The 21,791-nt window shown below is 69.7% G+C and carries 24 protein-coding genes and 1 riboswitch; of the genes, 15 read left to right on the plus strand and 9 right to left on the minus strand.

What is annotated here, in order from left to right:
• Positions 1-45 precede the first annotated feature (45 nt).
• Genes pnuC through H7J06_RS31445 form a run of 3 tightly spaced genes read left to right on the plus strand, consistent with a single transcriptional unit; the run spans position 46 to position 2,554 of the window.
• Complete coding sequence (gene pnuC / locus H7J06_RS31435; RefSeq protein ID WP_264043815.1) at positions 46-705, plus strand: nicotinamide riboside transporter PnuC; 660 nt, start codon at positions 46-48, stop codon at positions 703-705.
• The gene (locus H7J06_RS31440) at positions 702-1,799 is read left to right on the plus strand and encodes an AAA family ATPase (protein ID WP_264043817.1); all 1,098 of its coding nucleotides are present in this window, start codon (positions 702-704) and stop codon (positions 1,797-1,799) included. The genes pnuC and H7J06_RS31440 overlap by 4 nt, the downstream gene beginning before the upstream one ends.
• On the plus strand, positions 1,796-2,554 hold the full coding sequence (locus H7J06_RS31445; protein ID WP_308205851.1) for an NUDIX hydrolase: 759 nt from the start codon (positions 1,796-1,798) through the stop codon (positions 2,552-2,554). Before H7J06_RS31440 ends, H7J06_RS31445 begins: the two co-directional genes overlap by 4 nt.
• On the opposite strand, the gene H7J06_RS31450 is transcribed toward H7J06_RS31445, so the two are convergent.
• The 3 genes from H7J06_RS31450 to H7J06_RS31460 form a co-directional block, all read right to left on the minus strand.
• Positions 2,527-5,163 (minus strand): family 1 glycosylhydrolase, encoded by a 2,637-nt coding sequence (locus tag H7J06_RS31450; protein WP_264043819.1) that lies wholly within the window; start codon positions 5,161-5,163, stop codon positions 2,527-2,529. The genes H7J06_RS31445 and H7J06_RS31450 overlap by 28 nt on opposite strands.
• A 62-nt stretch (positions 5,164-5,225) precedes the next feature.
• Positions 5,226-6,887: an FAD-dependent oxidoreductase gene (locus tag H7J06_RS31455; RefSeq protein ID WP_264043821.1), complete on the minus strand. Its 1,662-nt coding sequence runs from the start codon at positions 6,885-6,887 to the stop codon at positions 5,226-5,228.
• A 6-nt stretch (positions 6,888-6,893) separates the two neighbouring features.
• The gene (locus tag H7J06_RS31460) at positions 6,894-7,922 is read right to left on the minus strand and encodes an AurF N-oxygenase family protein (protein ID WP_264043823.1); all 1,029 of its coding nucleotides are present in this window, start codon (positions 7,920-7,922) and stop codon (positions 6,894-6,896) included.
• A 152-nt stretch (positions 7,923-8,074) separates the two neighbouring features.
• Between H7J06_RS31460 and map the strand changes: the two genes are divergently transcribed.
• The 3 genes from map to sepH all read left to right on the plus strand — a co-directional run bounded on the left by map (position 8,075) and on the right by sepH (position 10,843).
• The gene (gene map, locus H7J06_RS31465) at positions 8,075-8,839 is read left to right on the plus strand and encodes a type I methionyl aminopeptidase (RefSeq protein ID WP_264043825.1); all 765 of its coding nucleotides are present in this window, start codon (positions 8,075-8,077) and stop codon (positions 8,837-8,839) included.
• Between the two features lie 31 nt (positions 8,840-8,870).
• On the plus strand, positions 8,871-9,977 hold the full coding sequence (serC, locus tag H7J06_RS31470) for a phosphoserine transaminase (RefSeq protein WP_264043827.1): 1,107 nt from the start codon (positions 8,871-8,873) through the stop codon (positions 9,975-9,977).
• A 77-nt stretch (positions 9,978-10,054) separates the two neighbouring features.
• Entirely contained in the window at positions 10,055-10,843 is a 789-nt protein-coding gene (sepH, locus tag H7J06_RS31475; protein WP_264043829.1) for a septation protein SepH, read from the plus strand.
• Between the two features lies 1 nt (position 10,844).
• On the opposite strand, the gene H7J06_RS31480 is transcribed toward sepH, so the two are convergent.
• From H7J06_RS31480 to H7J06_RS31490, 3 genes are read right to left on the minus strand one after another with little or no spacing between them, the layout of a single operon-like run.
• The gene (locus tag H7J06_RS31480; protein ID WP_264043831.1) at positions 10,845-11,129 is read right to left on the minus strand and encodes a DUF2537 domain-containing protein; all 285 of its coding nucleotides are present in this window, start codon (positions 11,127-11,129) and stop codon (positions 10,845-10,847) included.
• Positions 11,126-11,947: a TrmH family RNA methyltransferase gene (locus H7J06_RS31485; protein WP_264043891.1), complete on the minus strand. Its 822-nt coding sequence runs from the start codon at positions 11,945-11,947 to the stop codon at positions 11,126-11,128. Before H7J06_RS31485 ends, H7J06_RS31480 begins: the two co-directional genes overlap by 4 nt.
• 5 nt (positions 11,948-11,952) lie before the next feature.
• On the minus strand, positions 11,953-12,387 hold the full coding sequence (locus H7J06_RS31490) for an Rv0880 family HTH-type transcriptional regulator (RefSeq protein WP_264043833.1): 435 nt from the start codon (positions 12,385-12,387) through the stop codon (positions 11,953-11,955).
• 50 nt (positions 12,388-12,437) lie between these two features.
• Here H7J06_RS31490 and H7J06_RS31495 point away from each other — a divergent pair, with 50 nt between their 5' ends.
• Together H7J06_RS31495 and H7J06_RS31500 are read left to right on the plus strand one after the other, a co-directional pair.
• Complete coding sequence (locus H7J06_RS31495; RefSeq protein ID WP_264043834.1) at positions 12,438-12,698, plus strand: DUF2530 domain-containing protein; 261 nt, start codon at positions 12,438-12,440, stop codon at positions 12,696-12,698.
• Positions 12,699-12,715: 17 nt separating this feature from the next.
• On the plus strand, positions 12,716-13,168 hold the full coding sequence (locus tag H7J06_RS31500) for an SRPBCC family protein (RefSeq protein WP_264043837.1): 453 nt from the start codon (positions 12,716-12,718) through the stop codon (positions 13,166-13,168).
• On the opposite strand, the gene H7J06_RS31505 is transcribed toward H7J06_RS31500, so the two are convergent.
• On the minus strand, positions 13,165-14,016 hold the full coding sequence (locus H7J06_RS31505) for a DUF3027 domain-containing protein (protein ID WP_372515443.1): 852 nt from the start codon (positions 14,014-14,016) through the stop codon (positions 13,165-13,167). The two genes, H7J06_RS31500 and H7J06_RS31505, sit on opposite strands and share 4 nt — an antisense overlap.
• Positions 14,017-14,177: 161 nt before the next feature.
• On the opposite strand from H7J06_RS31505, the gene H7J06_RS31510 reads away from it, so the two are divergent.
• Positions 14,178-15,725 (plus strand): MFS transporter, encoded by a 1,548-nt coding sequence (locus H7J06_RS31510; RefSeq protein ID WP_264043839.1) that lies wholly within the window; start codon positions 14,178-14,180, stop codon positions 15,723-15,725.
• Entirely contained in the window at positions 15,722-16,210 is a 489-nt protein-coding gene (locus tag H7J06_RS31515) for a DUF2771 domain-containing protein (protein ID WP_264043841.1), read from the plus strand. Before H7J06_RS31510 ends, H7J06_RS31515 begins: the two co-directional genes overlap by 4 nt.
• Here the strand turns inward: H7J06_RS31515 and H7J06_RS31520 are convergent.
• Positions 16,207-17,211 carry a glutathione S-transferase family protein gene (locus H7J06_RS31520; protein ID WP_264043842.1) on the minus strand — a complete coding sequence of 335 codons (1,005 nt, stop codon included), beginning with the start codon at positions 17,209-17,211 and terminating at the stop codon, positions 16,207-16,209. The genes H7J06_RS31515 and H7J06_RS31520 overlap by 4 nt on opposite strands.
• A gap of 119 nt (positions 17,212-17,330) precedes the next feature.
• On the opposite strand from H7J06_RS31520, the gene H7J06_RS31525 reads away from it, so the two are divergent.
• Positions 17,331-18,206 (plus strand): endonuclease domain-containing protein, encoded by an 876-nt coding sequence (locus H7J06_RS31525; RefSeq protein WP_264043844.1) that lies wholly within the window; start codon positions 17,331-17,333, stop codon positions 18,204-18,206.
• Positions 18,207-18,247: 41 nt separating this feature from the next.
• Here the strand turns inward: H7J06_RS31525 and H7J06_RS31530 are convergent, their stop codons facing one another.
• The gene (locus tag H7J06_RS31530; protein WP_264043846.1) at positions 18,248-18,658 is read right to left on the minus strand and encodes a cold-shock protein; all 411 of its coding nucleotides are present in this window, start codon (positions 18,656-18,658) and stop codon (positions 18,248-18,250) included.
• Between the two features lie 138 nt (positions 18,659-18,796).
• On the opposite strand from H7J06_RS31530, the gene H7J06_RS31535 reads away from it, so the two are divergent.
• The 4 genes from H7J06_RS31535 to H7J06_RS31550 form a co-directional block, all read left to right on the plus strand.
• On the plus strand, positions 18,797-19,186 hold the full coding sequence (locus tag H7J06_RS31535) for a YccF domain-containing protein (protein WP_264043849.1): 390 nt from the start codon (positions 18,797-18,799) through the stop codon (positions 19,184-19,186).
• Entirely contained in the window at positions 19,183-20,244 is a 1,062-nt protein-coding gene (moaA, locus tag H7J06_RS31540; protein WP_372515445.1) for a GTP 3',8-cyclase MoaA, read from the plus strand. Before H7J06_RS31535 ends, moaA begins: the two co-directional genes overlap by 4 nt.
• Positions 20,245-20,246: 2 nt before the next feature.
• Positions 20,247-20,495 carry a MoaD/ThiS family protein gene (locus H7J06_RS31545; RefSeq protein WP_264043851.1) on the plus strand — a complete coding sequence of 83 codons (249 nt, stop codon included), beginning with the start codon at positions 20,247-20,249 and terminating at the stop codon, positions 20,493-20,495.
• Positions 20,496-20,739: 244 nt separating this feature from the next.
• A riboswitch (cyclic di-AMP (ydaO/yuaA leader) is annotated at positions 20,740-20,928 on the plus strand.
• Between the two features lie 9 nt (positions 20,929-20,937).
• Positions 20,938-21,791 (plus strand): transglycosylase family protein (locus H7J06_RS31550; RefSeq protein WP_264043854.1); only part of this gene is annotated, 854 nt, incomplete at its 3' end.

Genomic DNA, 21,791 nt, shown 5'->3' on the forward strand with positions numbered 1-21,791 from the left:
GCCCTCCGGGTTATAGTCATATCGACTTTAACTTCGGGAGGTCCGATGCTCGACTGGTTCGCGGCGCTGATCCGCCCGCTGTCCTCCGTGGCGTTCACCATGGCGAGCGAGCCGGTGACCTGGGTCGAATTGCTCGGATTCCTCACCGGCGGACTGTGCGTCGCGCTGACCGTGCGCAGGAACGTGTGGAACTTCCCCGTCGGCATCGCCAACTGTGCGTTCTTCCTGCTGCTCTTCGGTTCGGCACGGCTCTGGGCCGACGCCGGTCTGCAGCTCGTCTTCATCGCACTCGGCGTCGCCGGCTGGTGGCAGTGGGTGCGGCACCGCGGCGGCGACGCACCGCTCGTCGTGACCCGCGCCCCGCGGCGCGAAATGGCCTGGTGCCTCGGGTTCGTGGTGCTGGGGACCGCCGCGCTGTTCGTCGTGTTGCACGCCGCACACGATTCCGCGCCACTGCTGGACGCCTTCACCACGTGCCTGTCCCTTGCCGCACAATGGCTGTTGAACGGCAAGCGAATTCAGACGTGGTACTTCTGGATTGCCGCGGACTGCATCTACGTTCCGCTGTACCTCTCCAAGGACCTCAACCTCACCGCGATCGTGTACGTCCTGTTCCTCGCGCTGTGCGTCGCGGGTCTGCGGTCGTGGCTCCGCGCCGACGAGGACGACCCGTCGCCGCTGCGCGAGGGAGTCGGCGTCCCGTGACCGAGTATCGCCACGGCCTGTTCATCGGCAAGTTCTATCCGCCGCACGCCGGCCATCACGCCGCCATTCGCCTCGCCGCCACGCAATGCGACGAGGTCACCGTGGTGGTGATGTCGTCGGCGCGGGAGACCGTCGCACTGGCCGACCGGATGGCCTGGCTGCGCGACGAGCATCGACCGGAGGCGAACGTGCGGATCGCCGGAATACCCTGCGACGCGCCGCTCGACGTCACCGACGACCGCGTGTGGACGGCCCAGGTCGCCGCGATGCGGGCGGCTCTGCGGGCGTCCGGCGCCGACCGTCCCGTGGATGCCGTGTACTGCGGAGACGCCTACGGCGACGAACTCGCGCGACGATTCCACGCCTCGGCGGTCGCGCTTCGGCGTACCGCATCGAGCAGCACGGCGGTGCGACGCGACCTCGCCGCCCGGTGGCACGAGCTGGCGCCGTCGACGCGGGCCGGCCTGGCGGTCCGCGTCGTGGTGGTGGGCGCCGAGTCGACCGGCACCACCACGATCGCCGAACTCCTGCAGTCGCACTACGCCGCCCGCGGCGGCACGTGGGCCGACACCCGGTGCGTGCCGGAGTACGGGCGCGACTACACCGCTGCGAAGTGGGCCGCCGGTCCCGACCAGCCGCTGACCGAATTGGTGTGGGGCGCCGCAGACTTCGACCGGGTGGCCGCCGAGCAGACCGCGTCAGAGGAGCGAGCGGCACGGGCGGGCTCCCCGCTGCTGATCTGCGACACCGACGCGTTCGCGACCGCGGTCTGGGAGCGCCGCTACCTGGGGCCCGCGGCGCGCACCGGACAGCCGTGGACGGCGGTGCCGAAGCGCGCGGTATACCTGCTCACCGACCATCGCGGCGTCCCCTGGCTCGACGACGGCATGAGAGAGGGCGACCTGAAGGTCCGGGCCGCGATGACCAACTGGTTCGCCGACGCCCTGACGGCGGCGGGACGGTCCTGGGTACTACTCACCGGATCGTCGTCCGAACGACTCGAGCTCGCCGTCGCCACGGTCGACCCCCTGCTGCAGTTGGGTACGAGCTTCGGCGATCCGCTTCGCGGACCCGGCTTCGAGGCCACCCCGTGAGCCGGCCATCCGACGACGAGTCGGCGTTCCTTCGCAACTACGACCCCACCGCGTTTCCGCCGTTCGCGCTCACCGTCGACCTTGCGGTGTTCACGGTGCGCTACGACCAGCTCTGCATCCTGCTCGTCCGCCGCGGTGAGCATCCACACCGCGGGCGGTGGGCGTTGCCAGGCGGGCACGTCCGGCACGGCCAGGAGTCGGCCGAGGACGCGGCATACCGCGAGTTGCTCGAGGAGACGGGCGTCCGCGCGCAACCGCACCTCGAACAGCTGGCCACCTACAGCGACCCGGCGCGCGATCCGCGGATGGCCGCCGGGCTGCACGTCGTGTCGGTCGCCTTCGTCGCGCTGGCCCCCGACCTGCCCGAGGCGGTCGCGGGCACCGACGCGTCGCAGGCGAGGTGGACCCCCGTCGCCACGGTGCCCCGGCTGGCCTTCGACCACCGCAGGATCGTCGACGACACCCTCGAGAGGGTCCGCGCCAAGCTCGAATACACCACGCTGGCAATGCACTTCGTCGAGGAACCGTTCACCCTAGCTGCGCTGCGCCACGTGTACGAGGCCGTCTGGGGCGTGCCCCTGGACGCCGCGAACTTCCGTCGCAAGATCCTCGCCACCCCGGGACTGGTGCAGGCGGTCGAGGGCGCGCCCGCCTCACCGGGGCGACGCGGCGGGCGACCAGCCGAACGCTACCGGCGCGGCACCGCACGCCTCATCGTGCCGGCGTTCTACAGACCGCCGACGCCGGGCAGGTAGGCCGCCAGGAGCGCGGTGGGCAGGGCGTTGGCCTTGGTGATCTGGCTGATCGCCGAGATGCTCGCGGGCTTTGGCGTGCGTTCCAGTTCGGGGGTGCTCGGATCGGAGCCGTACAGCCCGAACTGGAGGTCGTAGCCCTCGGCCCACTCGAGGTTGTCGACGAACGACCAGTACGTGTAGCCGAGGATCGGGGTGTCGTGGGCGACCATGTCCTGCACGACGGCGATGTGGTTGACGATGTACGGCGGACGCTTCGAGTCGCCGGCGTCGGCGATTCCGTTCTCGGTCACCCACAACGGTTTTCCATAGGACGCGGCGAGCTCGAGCACCTCGCGGAAGCCCCCGGGATCGGTCGGCTGGTTGAAGTCACTGCACGTCGGAGACGGCGTGCAGCGCACTGGCAGCCCGCGCAGGAACGGGAATCCGGGGATCGGCGCGACGCCGAAGCCCTGCATCGGTTGGGAACCGTAGTACTGCACGCCAATCCAGTCGGCCTTGTTCGTGAACTCCGGGTGCACCTCGTCGGCGGTCTTGATGCCGTCGAAGTTCGCGTCGACCCAGCCGTCGACCACCGCGTTCGGGAACCAACCGTTGTAGAAGGAGTTCCAGGCGGCGGCGGCCTGCACGTCGAGTGGGTTCACCGGGTTCGCCGGCCGCGCCGGAATCATGTTGTTGGTGAAGCCGACGAACGCCGCCGGCTTGCCCGCAGTCGCGGAGACCTTGTCCCACAGGTGTATTGCGTCATAGGCGGCGACGTGCCCCCTGGCCTCGTTGACCAGGAACGTCGACGCGAGATCGGGTCGAATCACGCCGGGCGGCCAGGCCGGGACGAGTCCGGGGATGGCGAGGAACTCGGTGAGGACGGGCGAGAACGGTTCGTTCAGGGTTGCCCAGTCGTCGACCTGGTCGCCGTATTTCCACGCGACGTAGGCCGCGAACTTCTCGAACTCGGCCGGGGTGGTGGGCGTCAGCCAGCCCGCTGCCGGTGCGGGCAGACCCAACTGGATCAGCGGCCGCGCGGTGATCGGGTCGTCGACCCATGACGGCAGCGTGAAGTGGTTGACCGTGACGAGCGGTTCGAGCCCATGTGCGCGAAGCGACGCGAAGACCGCCCGATAGTGCGCCACCTCGTCCTGGTCGGCCAACTGGTCGAGGGCCTGCAGGTCGGCCAGGCTGACCGTGCCGTCACCGTCGGAGATGTCCACCCCCGCAGTCGAATTCGGGAAGATCCGGCTCCACTCGATGCCCATCCGGAACGTGTTCATGCCGAGTTCGTCGTGGGCCAGCGCGGCGTCGGTGTCGTAGGAGACGTAGGTGCCCGGACCGTTCTCGGGCACTCCGTGGGTCAGGCCGAGGAACTGGTTGACGGGGTCATGCACCCACCGGTACCAGTCGGAGTTGGGGTCCACGGGCGAACCCGGCCCGCCTTCGGCCTGGAACCCCGCATGGGCGACGCCCCACTGGAACCCGGTAGGCAGGGACAGGTCGACACCGTCGACCGGCGTGACCGTGACGGTGATGGTCGTGGCGACCCGGTGGCCGCCGCTCGGATCGAGGAAGCTGCCGAGGATCGGCACGAACTGCAGCAGTCCCAGCGGGCCGTGAAGGTGGAAACCGGCGGCTTCGTCGCTGACGACGACGGTGAACTGGTCGGTTCCGCCGACGGCCGCCATCGCGTTCATGGGCCGGTAGGTGAAGTCGCCGTTCGCCGCGACCGTCACGGTTCCGCCGTTGAGGGGCCGGCCGACGACGGTGTAGGTCGTCGCGTCGCCGTCGGCGTCGGCGGCGCCCACGTTGCCCGTGACGACGACGTCCCCGTCGACGTTGAGGCTCTGGGTCTGCGGCCGGGCGGTGACCGTCGGCGAGTCGTTGAACAGTTCGCGGCGCACCCAGGCCAGCAGCGCCCACGGCGTCGGATCCGACGGCAGGGCCGGGGCGCCCGCGGCGAACGGACTCAGCACGGCGTTGACCACACTGGACACCAAGCCGGTGACGTAGGTGACCACCGTGATCGGATCGAACGCGGTGGGCCACGGACGCAGCGACGGTACGGCCGGCTCCGGCGAGCGTTGCACCGCCACCGCAGCCGCCACTGCCACCGTGGCCGCGGACTTCTGTTGCGGTGCCGTCGAATTCCCTTGCCGGTCAGCGTCGTCGACGTTGGTCCGGACCTCGTTGGCGGCGACCGTGCTGACCGGCGACGCGGTGAGGTCCGCTGTCTTGGCGGAGGCCTTCTTGGCCTTGGGTGCGACCGCGGGTCCGTCGGCGGGTTCCGCCTCGGTCTCGGTCTCGGTGTCGGTGTCGTCCGCGGTGACGGTCACCGTCGACGCGCTCACCGTGGACGACGGCCCGGCCGTCGTCACGGACGGCGAGGACGCGTGGGTCGACGATCCCGTCGTCGCGCCCGTGGTCTCCCCGTCGGCCGAACCCGACGCGGATTCCGACGTCGACTCGGACGTCGAGCCCGACGGAGACGATGCGGGTGCGGCGTCCGACGACTCCGAGGACGGGTCGGCCCACGCCGTCCCCGTTCCGGTGAACAACGCCGCGCCGACGCCGAGCGCCACCGCCAACTCACCCACCCGACCGACGAACGCCGCAGCTCTCATGCAATTTGCATACGCCCGCACCGGGACCCGTGCGCCCCTTTTCCGAAAATGGTCGGGTAGGGCTACAAGCGCAATCCCGACAGCAGGCGCCGTCCCAGCGACGGGGTCGGCGCCTCGGCGGCCGCGGCGAGCATGTCGGGGACCGCGGTGAACTTGTCGCGCGGACGGTCCGTTCCGCCGCGTGCGATCTCCGCGTGGTCGATCGCCGCCCAGCCCGCCGCGTCGACGACGTCGGGCTGCCGGGCGCGGACCAACCCGACCAGCGCCGATGGCCGGGGGGTGGGATCGGGGAGGAGCCCCGCGTTGTAGTCGGCGACGAGATTGCGGACGGTCTCCGCCGCACACGACTTGTTGGTGCCGATGAAGCCCGTCGGGCCCCGCTTGATCCAGCCGGCGACGTACACGCCAGGCGTTCCGTCGACGCGTCCACCGTCGTTGGGCACGACGGCAGTGGACTCGTCGAAGGGGAGGTCTCGAATTGGCTTGCCGCGGTAGCCGATCGACGTCAGCACCATCCCCGCCGCAACCTCGCGGACCTCGTCGGTTCCGGTGACGGTGAAGGCGACGCCCTCGACCTTCTCGTCCCCGAGCACGCGCAGCGGGGTCAGGCGGTAGGCCAACCGGATCCGGGGTCGGACGATCGGCGCGGACGCGTCCCCCAGCTTGGCCAGTAACTCGAGTTTGTTGCGGGTCAAGGGATCTGACTCGGTCAGCAGATCGTGGCGAACCAGGTCGTGATCCTCGGCGGACAGCACCACCTCGTGCGTGGTGGTCAGGCCGATCAGCTCTGGCAGCGTGAACGCAGACGCCGAAGGGCCGCGGCGAGCGGCCACGACGACCTCCCGCACCCGGGAGTCGCGGAGCGCCGCGAGGGCGTGGTCGGAGATGTCGGTACGGGCCAGCGCGTCGGGATCGGTGGTGAGGATCCGCGCCACGTCGAGGGCCACGTTGCCGTTGCCGATCACCACGACGCACTCCGTGCCCAGATCGACTGGGAGGTCGGCATATTCGGGATGACCGTTGATCCAGGCCACCATCTCGGTCGCGGTGTTGGTGCCCGGCAGCGCCATGCCGTCGACGTCGAGGCGACGGTCGGTCGGCGCGCCAACGGCATACAGCACGGCGTGGTGATGCTTGGCCAGATCGGCCAGCGAGACATGCCGTCCGACCTCGACGTTGAGGTAGAACGTGAAGCCCCGCAGGCCGGCGATGCGGTCGAACAACGTGGTGACGCGCTTGGTGGTCTGGTGATCGGGCGCCACGCCCGCGCGCACCAAACCGTATGGGGTCGGCAACTTCTCGAACACGTTGACCCGCACGCCCTGCTGGGTGAGCAGTTCGTCCGCGGCGTACATGGCGGCGGGTCCTGAGCCGACGATCGCGACGGTCAGGGGTCCACCCGGCCGGGGGTGCACCGCGGGCGCCTCGGCCACCGGCGCCAGCTTCGACGTCGGGGGCAGCTTGCCCTCCCGCTTAGGATAGAACGCCGCGTTGAGTTCGACGAACACCTGCTGGTCTTCGGTGAGCTTGGTGTCCGGCGCGATGGCGCCGACCGGGCACGCCGAGACGCACGCGCCACAATCCACGCACGCCACGGGGTCGATGTAGAGCATCTCGGCCGTCGCGAACCCCGGCTCGTCGGGCGACGGGTGGATGCAGTTGACCGGGCAGGCGTACACGCAGGACCCGTCGCTGCAACACGACTGGGTGATCACATGGGGCACGGTGACCTACGCGACCGAGACCAGGTGCTGGCGCTGCGGCTCGCTGCGGTAGCGGCTGGGATCGCCGTTGATGCGGCACATCCGCCAGATCAGCTTGGCGACCGGATTCATCAGGCCCGTTTCCTTGCACAGCATCCGGACGTCACCGAACATGTCGCGCAGCATCTTTCGCGACTCGGGCGACTTGAAGAAGATCTCCTTGCGGACCGAGCGCGGGATGTCGAATTCCTCCCAGAACGCGTGCGGTGGCACGATGATCGCCGAACACAGCACCCGCATGGTCACCGGGACGTACAGCGACAGCCAGAACCGCTTGGCCCGCGACAGGTGGGGCACCCGCTTGCGGAGATATTCGTGCGCGAACGAGATGTGCCGCGCCTCCTCGGCCACGTGGATGGCCATCACCCGCTCCATGATCGGGTGCAGGGCCTTCCCCTCGCGCAGCACGTTCTTCTGCGTGTGGTCGATCGGCTCTTCGCCGGCGAGGATGCCGAACCAGAACGGGATGGGCAGCGGTCCGGCGACCAGTGGGATGAGCGGCTGAATCCACTTGAGCATCTTCGGCATGCCGGGGACGTCGGCGCCGATGCGGTTGACCATCTCCTGGAACATCAGGGTGTGGTTGCACTCCTCGACCGCCTCGTGCAAGCAGTAGCGGTACTCCGGCGAATTGTTGGGCGTCCAGAACGAGTACTCCATCAGCCCGCGGATGAGGATCGACTCGAAGTGCAGACCGACCTTGGCGACGTTGGCCTGGCGCCACATGCCGATCTCGATCTGGCGGTCCTTCGGCTGCGACCGGTACCAGGCGTGCTTGCCGATCGGGTCGGTCGCCGGCAGGATCCAGCGCTCGTCGCCCTCGGTCACCGCAAACTCCGGGGTGTCCCAGTCGATGTCGGTGTAGGGGTTGAAGTTGCGTCGTACGGAGCCCTCGGACAGTGTGGTGAGGGTGTCCACGTAGGCGGTGTCGTCGAGCACGTCCATGTTCTTGCGCCACCGGCGGATGATGCGTGTGCGAGCGGTCTTGGTAGCCATGAGCAGCCTCCCGTGAGGTTTACAATCGTCACCTTGTTGTCCACGACGGTACCGGAGGTCCCACGAATTGAACAGGGCGTTTTCCTGTATGTGCGCTGATCGGGTAATTCAGGTCACATGTGACGCAGGTCTCCTTTAGTGGTGGTGACGCCATGGTGGCCCTGAAGAGCAACGCCGAAATCGAGGCCATGGCCAGGGCCGGAGCGGTCGTCGCGGAGGCGCTTCGCGCGGTCGTCGACGTCGCCGCGCCCGGGCGGTCCACCGCCGACCTCGACCGCGTCGCCAGCGACGTCCTCGCCAGCCACGGCGCGGGCTCACCCTTCCTCGACTACCACCCGCGATGGGCGTCGGCGCCCTTCCCCGCCGTGCTGTGCGTCAGCGTGAACGACGCCGTCGTCCACGGAATCCCCACCGACCGGGAGCTCGTCGACGGAGACCTGGTCTCCGTCGACTTCGGCGCCACCCTGAACGGCTGGTGCGGCGACGCGGCGCGCAGCTTCGTCGTCGGGACGCCGGGGCCCGACGACCTCGCCCTAATCGACGCGACCGACGCCGCGCTCGCGGCCGGCATCGCCGCCGCCACCCCGGGAAACACCCTCGGCGACATCGGCCACGCCGTCGCCACCTCCGCCCGCGCGGCGGGCTACGGCATGCTCGCCGATCACGGCGGGCACGGCATCGGCCGCACCATGCACGAAGCCCCGCACGTACCCAACGTCGGCCGCCCCGGCGGGGGCATGACGCTGCGGCACGGCCTGGTGATCGCCATCGAGCCGATGCTGATCGCCGACGGAACCGACGACTACGTTCACGATCGCGACGGCTGGACGCTGCGGACTGCCAGCGGCGCCAGGGCCGCGCACAGTGAACACACCGTCGCCGTCACGCACGACGGTCCACGCATCCTGACGAACTGAGCGCTCAGCGGCCTCACTACGCTTGTCTGCCATGGCCGAACTCGTGATTCCCGCCGATCTCAAGCCCAAGGACGGACGCTTTGGCTCCGGCCCGTCGAAGGTGCGGCCCGAGCAGCTGCAGGCGCTGGCCGACGCCGGCCATCTCTTCGGCACCTCGCACCGACAGGCGCCGGTGAAGAACCTGGTCGGACGTGTGCGCGACGGTGTTCGTCAGCTGTTCTCGGTGCCCGACGGTTACGAGGTCATCCTGGGCAACGGCGGGTCGACGGCGTTCTGGGACGCCGCGGCGTTCGGGCTGATCGACCAGCGCTCGCTGCACCTGACCTTCGGCGAGTTCAGCGCCAAGTTCGCCTCGGCCGTCAAGGCCAACCCGTTCGTGGGCGACCCCATCATCGTCAAGGCCGACCCGGGTAGCGCGCCCGAGCCGCAGTCGGATCCCTCGGTCGACGTCGTCGCCTGGGCCCACAACGAGACTTCGACCGGCGTGGCCGTGCCGATCCGGCGGCCCGCCGGCGACGCGCTGGTCGTCGTCGACGCGACCTCGGCGGCCGGCGGACTGCCCGTCGACGTCGCCGACACCGACGCCTACTACTTCGCCCCGCAGAAGAACTTCGCCTCCGACGGCGGCCTGTGGTTGGCGATCATGAGCCCCGCCGCGCTGGCCCGCGTCGAGAAGATCGCGGCGTCGGGACGCTGGGTGCCCGACTTCCTGTCGCTGCCGATCGCCGTCGACAACAGCCTCAAGAACCAGACGTACAACACCCCCGCGATCGGGACGCTGGTGCTGATGGCCGACCAGCTCGACTGGCTCAACGGCAACGGCGGCCTCGACTGGGCCGTCGCCCGCACCGCCGACTCCTCGGGCCGGCTGTACGCGTGGGCCGAGGCGACCGACTACACCACGCCGTTCGTGGCGGACCCGGCCCTGCGGTCGCAGGTCGTCGGCACCGTCGACTTCACCGACGCGGTCGACGCCGCCGCCGTCGCCAAGGTGCTGCGGGCCAACGGCATCGTCGACACCGAGCCCTACCGCAAACTGGGTCGCAACCAGCTTCGGGTGGCGATGTTCCCGGCCGTCGACCCCGACGACGTGAGCGCCCTGACGGCGTGCGTCGACTGGGTCGTCGAGCGCCTCTAGCCAGGTCGAGCGTGTCAGCGCGGTTACGGGACGATAACGAAGTAGGGTGACCGCTGAGCTGCCCTAGGAGGTCGCACATGCGAGAACTAAAGGTCGTCGGACTCGACTTCAACGACGGTCGGTCCGGCACCCGCATCATCTGCGAGACGGCCGAGGGAACCGAGAAGTTCGTGCTTCGTCCGGACGACCGCCTCCGTGCCGCGTTGAGCGGTGACGCCATGCCCACTCAAGCCGATGCCGAGGTGCCGACCGTGTTGACCCCCAAGGAGATTCAGTCCAGGATCCGCGCGGGAGCATCCGTCGAACAGGTGGCCGGGGCGGCCGGTGAGGACGCCGCGAGGGTCGAGCGATTCGCCCACCCGGTGCTCCTGGAGCGCTCCCGCGCCGCCGAACTCGCGACGGCGGCCCACCCCGTGCTGGCCGACGGACCCGCGGTGCTGACACTACTGGAGACCGTCACCACGGCACTGGTCGGGCGCGGACTCGACCCCGACGCCACCGCGTGGGACGCCTGGCGCAACGAGGACGGCCGCTGGACCGTCCAGCTGACGTGGAAGGCGGGCCGTTCGGAGAACGTCGCACACTTCCGCTTCACCCCGGGCGCACACGGCGGCACCGCCACGGCGTTCGACGACGCCGCCGCCGAGCTCATCGATCCCCACTTCGACCGCCCGGCACTGCGCTCGGTGGCGCCCGTCCCCACCCTGGATCTCTCGCTGCCCGAGCCCACGCCCGAGCCGGCCGCGCCAACCCCGGAGCCCGCGAAGACTGCGGCGCCGGCGAAGGCCCGCACGCGCAAGCGTCGGCCCGAGGTTCCCGGCTGGGAAGACGTGCTGCTGGGCGTGCGGTCGGCCAACCAGCCCTGAGCTAAGCCACCATCGCCTGAATCGCCATGCCGAGGAGGGTCAGCCAACCGGCGGCGACCCCGACGGCACTGCCGAGCACGAACCACCGCCACACCGGCCGGTTCCGCCAACCCCACACCGTCGGCGCGAGCCCGCCGACGGCCACCAGGTTGAGTCCCACCGCCAGCAACGGATGCACCCGGGTCAGCCCGAGGCTGAGGACGACGATCGCGCCTGCCGTTACGGCCGCGACGAACGCCGCCACGGTGAGGCCGGTCCCCCACGGCGTGGTCGCATCCTCGGTCATGGGGCGAGCCTAGCTCGCTCGTAGAAGGCCATCGCCGCGGCGGTGGCGACGTTCAGGGAGTCCGTTCCCCGCGCCATCGGGATCCGCACCCGGACGTCACTGGCCCGCATCGTCCGCTCGTTGAGACCCGGCCCCTCGGCGCCGACCAGGATGGCCACCTTCTGGTCCTCCAGCGTCGGCATGGCCGCGGCCAGCGTCCGGGCCGACGGGTTCGGCGTCATCGCCAGTACGCGAAAACCGTTGTCGCGCAACGTCTCCAGCTCATGGGGCCAGTCGTCGGACCAGGCGTACGGCACCAGCAACGCATGCCCCATCGACACCCGCACCGCCCGGCGGTACAGCGGATCGGCGCACCCGAGACCGAACACGATCGCGTCCACGCCGAGGCCGGCCGCGTTGCGGAACACCGACCCGAGGTTCTCGTGGTCGTTGACGCCCTCGAGCACCGCGATGGTGCGGGCACCGTCGATTACCTGCGGTATCGAGAGCTCGGCGGGGCGGGGGGCCGCCCCCAGCACCCCGCGGTTGAGGTGAAAGCCGACGACGTCGGCCATCACCTCGGCGCTGGCCAGGTAGAAGGGCGCGTCGGTGGTGCGGAGGTCGTCGGCGAGCTCGTGCAGCCGACGTTCGGTGCCCAGGAACGCCCTCGGGACGAAGCGCGAGGCCAACATTCGCTGCACTACCAGCACGCCCTCGGCGATGACGAGGCCCTTGCCGGTGGGCAGGTCGGGCCTGCGGTCGATGCTGTTGAGGTCGCGGAAGTCGTCGAGCCGGGGATCGCCGGGATCGTCGACCGGGACGACGTCGACCCCTGTCACCTCGGTCAAGCGCTGCCTTCGTCCACGATCGCCGACATCAGGTCGGCCGCGGCCAGCAACGTCTTCCGTTCCTCCGGTTGGAGTTCGGCCAACCGCTGCTGCAGCCATTCCTGGCTCGCGCGTCGCTCGACGTCGAGCAGGTCGCGCCCCGCCGTCGAGACCGACACCAGCACCTGACGACCGTCGTCGGGGTGAGCGGCGCGGTCGACGAAGCCCAGCTCGGCCAGCGAGGCGATGACCCGCGTCATGGACGGCGGGCGAACCCGCTCGCGGATGGCCAGCGCGCCGGGCGTGATCGGCCCCTCCTTGGCGAGCGTGGACAACGCCGAGAGTTGAGACAGCGACACCGGGGAATCGGGTCGACGAAACCGCAGCTGACGCGCCAACCGCACCACGGCCAACGACAGGTCGCTGGCCAGGCGTGCGTCGGGGTCGGTCACGACGCAAACAGTACCGACACCGAGACGGGAATCGATTAGGTTGGTCCGCAATGGACGCGACGCCGACCGAACCGCAACCGGCTCCTCCGCCGCTGCCCGAGATCCTCCTCCGGCCGTGGCCCGTGATCTACGTGATCTCGGCCGGCTGGCTCGTCGCGGCCGTGCTGGCCTTCACCGTGCCCGGTCTGCACGACTGGCGTCCGGTGACCGTGGCCGGCCTCGGGGTGGGCGTGTTGGGCACGTCGATCTTCCTGTGGCAACGTAGCGCCGTCCGCCGCGGCTCCCGCGGTGCACAGCGCGGACTCGACTGAACTAGGCGGAGGAACTCGTGGCGCAGCCCCTGTTACGGACCCAGGTCGACATCGACGCGTCCCCGGCGAAGGTGTGGGCGTTGGTGTCGGACTTGCGCCAGATGCCCCGGTGGAGCCCGCAATGCACGCTGATGAAGCAGTTCGGGCCGCTGCGCCCCGGAACCAGGACCGTCAACGTCAACCGACGCAACTTCCTGTTTTGGCCGACGACCAGCCAGCTCACCGAGGTGGTGCCCGAGCGCAAGCTGGCGTTCCGCGTCAACGAGAACAACACCGTCTGGAGCTACGAGCTGGAGCCGACGGCCACCGGCACCCGGCTGATCGAGACGCGGCATGCGGAGAACGGCGTGAAGCCGATGTCCAACCTGTTGGTCAACGCCGTGATGGGTGGCGTGCCCAGCTTCGAACGCGAGCTGGTCGACGGGATGAACGCCTCCCTGAGCCGCATCAAGGCGGCGGCCGAGAGTTAGCCCTCGACGGGCTCGGGCTCGGGTTCGGCGGCTGGCTGGGTGACGGGCTGGGTGAGGTCGATGACGCCGTCGTCGAACGGCTCGAACATCGGCGACCCGATGGTGGCGGGCTGCGGCGTGTCGGAATGTGCACCGCAACCGTATTCACTGGCGACGACGTGTCCGTCGGCCGACATCTCGTTGGCGCAGGCACCGAAGAGGGTGCCGAGCGTCCCGGTCAACGGCAGGTAGTAGGCGCAGTCGCGGCACACCTTTCGGGTGGCGCGGGCCATCGCCGAGTCGGGGCCGTAGTCCCCGTCGTTCCAGCGCTCCGCGGCTTCGATGCGACCCCACTGGCTCAGCACCTGACGGCGGCCGAACCCCACCTCGGCGGCCAGCTCGTCGAGTTCCTCGTCGCCGGAGGACATGTAGCCCGGCACCAAGCGCGGATCGTCGGTCGGGGTGGCCAGCAGATCGCCGGGGCTCAGATCGCCCGGCTGGATGCGCTCTTGCCACGGCACCCACTGCGGCGCCAGCAGCGCCGTCGGACCGGGCACCAGCACGACCTCGCTGATGGTGGCGTGATCGGCACCCGGGTACGCGGCGACCACCACGGCCCACTGCCAGCCTTGGTATCCGGGCATCGCGGCCAGGAATCGGTGCGTCGCGGCGTTCGAATCCTCGAAGGCGACACCTAGGTACTCGCCGACCAAACCCTCGGCCGCGTCACCGCCCTCGAACTCGACGATCGCCGCGCGCGCAGCGTCGACCGCACCCGCGAGCACGGCGGCGACTTCGTCCGACGGCGCTGAGGGTTGGGTCTCGAGATTCTGCGCGGCCTGCTCGGCCGGTTCGATCATGCTGTCCATCACCCCCAATACTGCCTGACGACCCTGGAGCAAAGCCACACCGGCTGCCCTGCGGGCGGTGCTTCCTCCGATGGGGAACAATCAGGGGTGTGGATGACTCGCGAGACCCCCGCTACCATCCGCCGCGTCCACCGGGCGGTCACCGCGGTGAGCATCCCGGCATGGCGAACTATCCGAGCAGCCCCTCCACTCCCCGCCAGTCGAGCGCCAACCGGTGGCTGCCGCCCATCGAGGACAGCCATCGAGCGCACCACCGAGACGCGTCCGAGCCCGGCCTCGGCCCGTCGGCCGACCGACCGCGGGGCCCCGGCGGGCGCGGCCGCGAAATGGGCTCGAAGATGTACGGGCTGTTCCAGAAGGCGGCCACCGCCGACGGAGCCGACAAGTCCGGACTCACGGCGCTGACCTATCCGGTGATGGCGAACTTCGCGGCCGACTCCGCCATGGCCGTCGCCCTGGCCAACACCTTGTTCTTCGCCGCCGCGTCCGGAGAGAGCAAGAGCAAGGTCGCGCTGTACCTCGTCATCACCATCGCGCCGTTCGCGGTCATCGCTCCGTTGATCGGCCCGGCGATCGACCGCCTTCAGCACGGCCGCCGCGTCGCGCTGGCCACCTCGTTCGCGATCCGCACCGCGCTGGCGGTGGTGCTCATCGCCAACTACGACCCCGCCACCGGCAGCTTCCCGCCGTGGGTGCTCTACCCCTGCGCGCTCGGGATGATGGTCCTGTCCAAGTCGTTCAGCGTCCTGCGCAGCGCCGTCACGCCCCGCGTCCTGCCGCCCAGCATCGACCTCGTCCGCGTGAACTCCCGCCTGACCATGTTCGGTCTGCTCGGCGGCACCATCCTCGGCGGCGCGATCGCCGCGGGCGTGGAGTACCTGTGCGGCCTGTTCCGCCTGCCCGGCGCGCTGTACGTCATCGTCGCCGTCACGGTGGTGGGAGCTGCGCTGTCGATGCGCATCCCGAAGTGGGTCGAGGTCACCGCCGGCGAGGTCCCGACCACGCTGAGCTATCACGGGCCCACCGAGCAGTTCGGCCGGCCGACCCAGCCGGGCGTCACCGAGAAGACTCGACAACCGTTGGGCCGCAACATCATCACCTCGTTGTGGGGCAACTGCACCATCAAGGTCATGGTCGGCTTCCTGTTCCTCTATCCCGCCTTCGTCGCCAAGTCCCACGACGCCAGCGGCTGGGAACAGCTGCGCATCCTCGGCCTCATCGGCGCCGCCGCGGGGATCGGCAACTTCGTCGGCAACTTCACCGCGGCCCGTCTGCAACTCGGGCATCCCGCGCGCCTGGTGGTGCGGGCGGCCACCGCGGTCACGGTGATGTCGCTGGCGACGGCAGTCTTCGGAAACCTGTACGTCGCCGCGCTGGCCACGCTGGTCACCTCCGGGGCCAGCGCCGTCGCGAAGGCGTCGTTGGACGCGTCGCTGCAGGACGACCTGCCCGAGCAATCGCGGGCGTCGGCGTTCGGACGCTCGGAGTCGCTACTGCAGCTTGCTTGGGTCGCCGGCGGCGCGATGGGGGTGCTGATCTACACCGACCTGTGGGTGGGCTTCACCGCGATCACCGCGGTGCTGATCCTGGGGCTCGCCCAAACCTTGGTGAGCAACGGCGGCGACTCGCTGATTCCAGGGCTCGGCGGCAACCGGCCGGTGTTCGCCGAGCAGGAGAGCCGTGGCACGGCGTCGGCGGTGCGCGAATGAAGCGCGTCGCGGTCATCCTCGCCTGCGTCACGCTGGTGGCGACGTTGCTCACCGGCGCCCTGGTGTGGCACCTCAGCCGCATACCCCCGCCGAAGCACCCCGAGATCAGCGCCTACACGCGCGAGCAACTGGTGCGCGTGGGCCCGTACCGCTACTGCGACGTCTTCGTCATCACCAACTGCGACGTCCCGAAGACGGTCGGCACGCTGGTGGTCAACTGGCGCAACCCCATTCAGCTGTCGGTCCCGCCGGCCATCGCGCGGGCGCCGTGGGTGCTGCTGCGCGCCTACGAGGGCGACGGCGAGCCCGCCGTCTCGGAGTTTCGGCCCAACAGCACGCTCGCCGTCACCATCCCGACGGTCGACCCGCGCCGCGGCCGGTTGACCGGCTTCGCGGTCCAGTTGCCCACGCTGGTGCGCGACGAGCAGAACAACGAGTTCCCGTGGCCGCACGCCGAGTGGTCGATCAAAGCGGTCTGGCCCTAGCCCGCCGAGTGGTCGGCGGGCACTCGCTCGCCCTCGCGCGTCGGCCCCGGCGGCGTGCCGTCACCGAACGGCCTGCCGCCCAGATCGTCGCGGCCGTGCGGGGTCAACCAGTTGGACAGGTCCGGCCCCTTGGGGATCACCTTGGTCGGGTTGATATCCGCGTGCACCACGTAGTAGTGCGTCTTGATCTGGACGAAGTCAACGGTGTCCCCGAATCCGGGGGTCTGGAACAGGTCGCGCGCGTAGGCCCACAGCACGGGCAGCTCGTCGAGCTTCTGCCGATTGCACTTGAAGTGCCCGTGGTAGACGGGATCGAATCTGGCGAGCGTGGTGAACAGCCGGACGTCGGCCTCGGTGATGGTGTCACCGACCAGGAACCGTTGCGTGGCAAGCCTTTCCGACAACCAGTCCAACGCCGTGAACAGCCGGTCGTAGGCCTTCTCGTAGGCGTCCTGCGAGCCGGCGAACCCGCACCGGTACACCCCGTTGTTCACCTCGGTGTAGACGCGTTGGGACACCTCGTCGATCTCCGCCCGCAGCGCCTCCGGATACAGCTGCGGGGCGCCGGGACGATGGAACTCGGTCCACTCCGTGGACAGGTCGAGGGTCATCTGCGGGAAGTCGTTGGTGACCACCGCGCCCGTCGGCACGTCCACGATCGCGGGCACCGTGATGCCCTTCTCGTAGTCCGGGAACCTGGCGAAGTAGGCGTCCTGCAGCCGCGGGATCTTCAAGACGGGGTCGACGCCGTCGGGGTCGAGGTCGAAGGTCCAGCTGCGCTCGTCGTGCGTCGGACCGCAAAACCCAATGGAGAGCACGTCTTCCAGCCCGAGCAGCCGCCGGACGATGATCGCGCGGTTGGCCCACGGGCAGGCGCGGGCGACCACCAGTCGGTAGCGGCCCGGCTCGACGGGGTAACCGTCGCGGCCGTCGGCCGTGATGCGCGTCTCGATGTACTTGGTGTCGCGGTTGAAGTCGCCCTCGGGGTTGACGTAGGTCACGGACACCAGTGTTCCCCACCGAGCGTGGACTTAACGTCGGAGCAAGCCTCCGGAATCAACCAAAGGTCGACGCTCGTGCGCAGGGGGAACCACCGCGGACGGTTTCGAGTCCTAACTGAGTGTCCCCGCCATGGCCGTTCGTCGGCACCGAGGCCTTGGCCGCCGGTCTCGTCACGAATTACGGGCTTCGCACCGCGTACGTCGCCGTGCACCGGAACGTGTACGTGCCCCGCGATGCTCGACCCGACGCGGTCGACAAGGCCGTCGCCGCGTGGCTGTGGTCCCGGCGTCTGGGCGTGCTCGCGGGAATGTCCGCGTCCGCGCTGCACGGCACGCGATGGATCGACGCCGATCTCCCCGCCGAGGTGAACCGGCCTGGCCGCGACAAGGTCGACGGCATCGTGCTGCACAGCGACGTCCTCGGGGACGACGAGACATGCAGCCGTCGCGGGATGCCCGTCACCACCGCCGCTCGAACGGCGTTCGACGTCGGAAGGGTGCCGGGACTCGAGACGGCCGTGATCCGAATCGACGCGCTACGCCACGCGACGGGGGTGGGCGTCGACGCGATCCAGGCGATCGCCCACCGACACCGAGGCGCGCGGGGCACCAAGCAGCTTCGCCGCGTGCTCGAACTCAGCGACCCTGGCGCCGAGTCGCCGCAGGAAACCCGTACCCGCCTCGTCCTTACGTCGGCAGGCCTGCCGCCACTCGAAACACAGATCGAGGTCCGCGACCAATTCGGTCGCTTCGTCGCCCGACTCGACATGGGCTGGCCCGACGCCTTGGTCGCCGTCGAGTTCGACGGTGCCCACCACTGGACGGACCCACGGCAGCGCAGCCGGGACATCGACCGGATCGCCGAGCTGGCCGAGCTGAACTGGATCGTCGTGCGGGTCAGCGGAGAGATGCTGCGTCACCGCCCGACGGTCGTCGTGCAACGGGTCCGAGCGGCGCTTCGCGAACGTGGACTCGTCGTCGCCGAAACTGCCTGACGGCGTCGACAACTCGACGTTCGCGGCTCGACGCGAAGCGACTAGGCGTCGAGCTCCTGCGCGACCGCCTTGACCACCTCGGAGATGCGACGCGCGGTCTTGCGGTCGGGGTACTTGCCCTTGCGCAGCTCCGGCTGAACGGATCCCTCGAGAAGGGTGATCATGTCCTCGACCATGCCGTGCAGCTCGTCGGGGGTGTGCTTGTGCTCGGGGGCGGCCGATTCGCGGCGTGCGCGTGCCACGCTCGGCGGCGGTTCGATCACCTTGAGACTCAACGCCTGCGGGCCGCGACGGCCGGCCGCGATGCCGAATTCGACCTTCTGGCCCGCCTTGAGCTCCTGCACTCCAGCCGGAAGCGCCGAGGACCCCACGTAGACGTCCTCACCCTCCTCCTGGGACACGAAGCCGAAGCCCTTCTCGGCGCTGTACCACTTCACCTTGCCGGTCGGCACTGGTCTCACCCGCTCGTTTCGCAATGAACGCGTCCCACTCGTGCGGGACGCGAATGCAATGATCCTACAAGGACGCCACCTGCGGCCGTCACTGCTCGACCACCTGTCGGTAGGCTGAAAGCCACCGCTGGAGGAGACATGCGCCTAATACTGAACGTCATCTGGTTGATCTTCGGCGGCCTCTGGCTGGCCCTCGGGTACTTCCTCGCCGGCATTCTGTGCTTCATCCTCATCGTCACCATCCCGTTCGGCTTCGCGGCCTTCCGCATCGGGGTGTACGCGCTGTGGCCGTTCGGTCAGACCGTCGTCGACAAGCCCGGCGCAGGCGCCGGCGCCATGATCGGCAACGTGATCTGGGTGGTCCTGTGCGGCATCTGGCTGGCGATCGGGCACGTCATCACCGCAATTGCCATGGCCGTGACGATCATCGGCATCCCCTTGGCGCTGGCCAACCTGAAGCTCATCCCGGTGTCCCTGTTCCCGCTTGGCAAGGAGATCGTGCCGACGAACCAGGGCATCTTCGCGTGACGGCCACGGCTCTGGGGGTACCACGGATCAGGCCGCCGGTTCCGCCTGCCGGTGACGCGCCCACCGACGGCCCGCTGCTCGACACGTTCGGCCGGGCCGCCACCGACCTGCGGGTGTCGCTCACCGATCGATGCAATCTGCGCTGTACCTACTGCATGCCCGCCGAGGGTCTCGAGTGGCTGCCGGGCGACGATCTTCTGCGCCCCGACGAACTCGCGCGCCTCCTCACCATTGCCGTCACACGCCTCGGCATCACCAACGTCCGGTTCACCGGCGGGGAGCCACTGCTGTCGCGGAACCTCGAGGGAGCCATCGCGGCCGCGACGTCGCTGCGGCCTCGCCCGCAGACGGCGGTCACCACCAACGGCATCGGCCTCGTCCGCCGCGCCGCGGCGCTGAAGGCCGCGGGCCTGGACCGGGTGAACGTCTCCCTCGACACGGTGAACCCCGAGCACTTCGCCCGCATCACGCGGCGCGACCGCCTCGACGACGTCCTCGCCGGCCTGGCCGCCGCCGCCGAGGCCGGCCTGTCGCCGGTGAAGGTGAACGCCGTCCTCGACCCGGTGACCGGGCTCGGCGACGCCGTGGCGCTGCTGCGGTTCTGCCTGGACCACGGCTACCAACTGCGCATCATCGAGCAGATGCCGCTCGACGCGGGCCACCAGTGGCAGCGTGACAAGACGATCGACGCGGACTTGATCCTGAGCACGCTGAGGCGCGAGTTCGACCTGGTGCCCGATTCGGCCCCGCGGGGCTCCGCGCCCGCCCAGCTGTGGCGGGTGGACGGCGGCCAGGGCACGGTGGGCGTGATCGCGTCGGTGTCCGACGCCTTCTGCGGCGCGTGCGATCGCACGCGGCTCACCGCCGACGGTCAGGTCCGCAGCTGCCTGTTCTCGCGCGAGGAGACCGACCTGCGGCTCCTGATGCGTCGGGGCGCCGACGACGACGCCGTCGAAGCCGCGTGGCGCGCGGCGATGTGGGCCAAGCCCGCCGGGCACGGCATCAACGACCCCGGCTTCCAGCAGCCGGATCGCCCCATGAGTGCCATCGGCGGCTGACGATGGACGTGCGGGTGCGGTACTTCGCCGCTGCGCGGGCTGCCGCGGGAGTCGACGCCGAGACGGTGTCGTTGGCACCGGGGGCGACGGTGGCCGACCTCGTCGCCGACCTTCGCACGCGCAGCGGGACACTGTCCGCCGTGCTCGACCGGTGTTCGTTCCTGTGCGACGAGATTGCGGTGCGCGACGTCGAAAAGACGCTCACAACAAACCAGACCGTCGATGTCTTACCGCCCTTCGCGGGCGGATAACAGTGATTTGCGTCACATCACGGAATGATCACAAAGTGTCACACGCGCTGTTCACCGCGGAGATTCCCTGCGTAAACACGTCGGCGTGCTGCCGTTTTAACGTTCTCATAAGATTTGCTGGGCAGGGCGACACCCGCACCTGCCAAAGGTGCTGAAAAACGAAGTACCCGTTACGGTCCTAAACCAAGCCAACGACCTCAATCGTGGCCCGCCATGCCCAGTTACGCCGAGCTCCATCCGTTGGACATGGTCAAGACCTACCTCAGGGATGGAGGCGGGGGACCCACCGGTCCACCGATACACAAGGACTCCGGAGTCACGGGCGCGAGCACGGGATTCCTTGGGGTGAAGCCGACAGCCGCGAGGCCAAGGCCGGGCAACCTCTCTAGCCCGAACCCGACAGCTGACCTCGTAGGCGTGGACGAGAGGACTTTCTACACCCATGAGTGGACGGCATCGCAAAACCCCCAGCTCGGCCGTGAACGTCGCCAAGATCGCCTTCACCGGCGCCGTGCTCGGCACGGGCGGCCTCGCCCTCGCCGGTCACGCAAGTGCCGCGACCGACGGTGAATGGGACCGAGTCGCCGGTTGTGAGTCCGGTGGAAACTGGGCCATCAACACCGGCAACGGCTACCAGGGCGGGCTGCAGTTCTCCCCCGGTACCTGGGCCGGCCACGGAGGCGGCGAATACGCACCCGCCGCCCACCTCGCCACCAAGGACGAGCAGATCGCCGTCGCAGAGCGCGTGCTGGCCACTCAGGGCCGCGGAGCGTGGCCCGTGTGCGGCACCGGACTCTCCAGCGCCACCCCTCGCAACGTCGTCGCCGACGCCGCGCCGCTCGACAACCCAGATCTTGGCGGAGACGTTCCCCCGCCCCCGGCCGACGCCGCCCCGCTGCCGCCCGCGCCCGATCAGGCCGTCGCGCTCGACGCTCCCCTGCCTCCGCCGCCGCCGGTCGACGAACTGCCCCCGCCGCCCGCACCGGATCAGGCCGTCACGGTCGGCTTCGACGCGCCGGCACCGCCTGCCCCGGCCGACGACGCACCACCGCCGCCCCCCGTCGACGCCGCACCGCTCGACGCACCGGTGCCGCCGCCGCTTCCGCCCGGCCTCGGCCCCCTGATGCTCGACACCCCGCCGGCCCCCGCCGTCAACGTCGCCGACTGGGACGTCGCCCCCGAAGGTGCCGCGCCCCCCGCCGAGCCGCAGGCGTGGGCACTGCACGGTGCGCCGCTCCCGCAGGATCCGATCTTCCCGGCGCCGGCCCCGCTGCCCGCTCCCGATGCGGCCGCACC

The sequence above is a fragment of the Mycolicibacterium hodleri genome (assembly GCF_025822245.1).
GTDB lineage: Bacteria > Actinomycetota > Actinomycetes > Mycobacteriales > Mycobacteriaceae > Mycobacterium > Mycobacterium hodleri.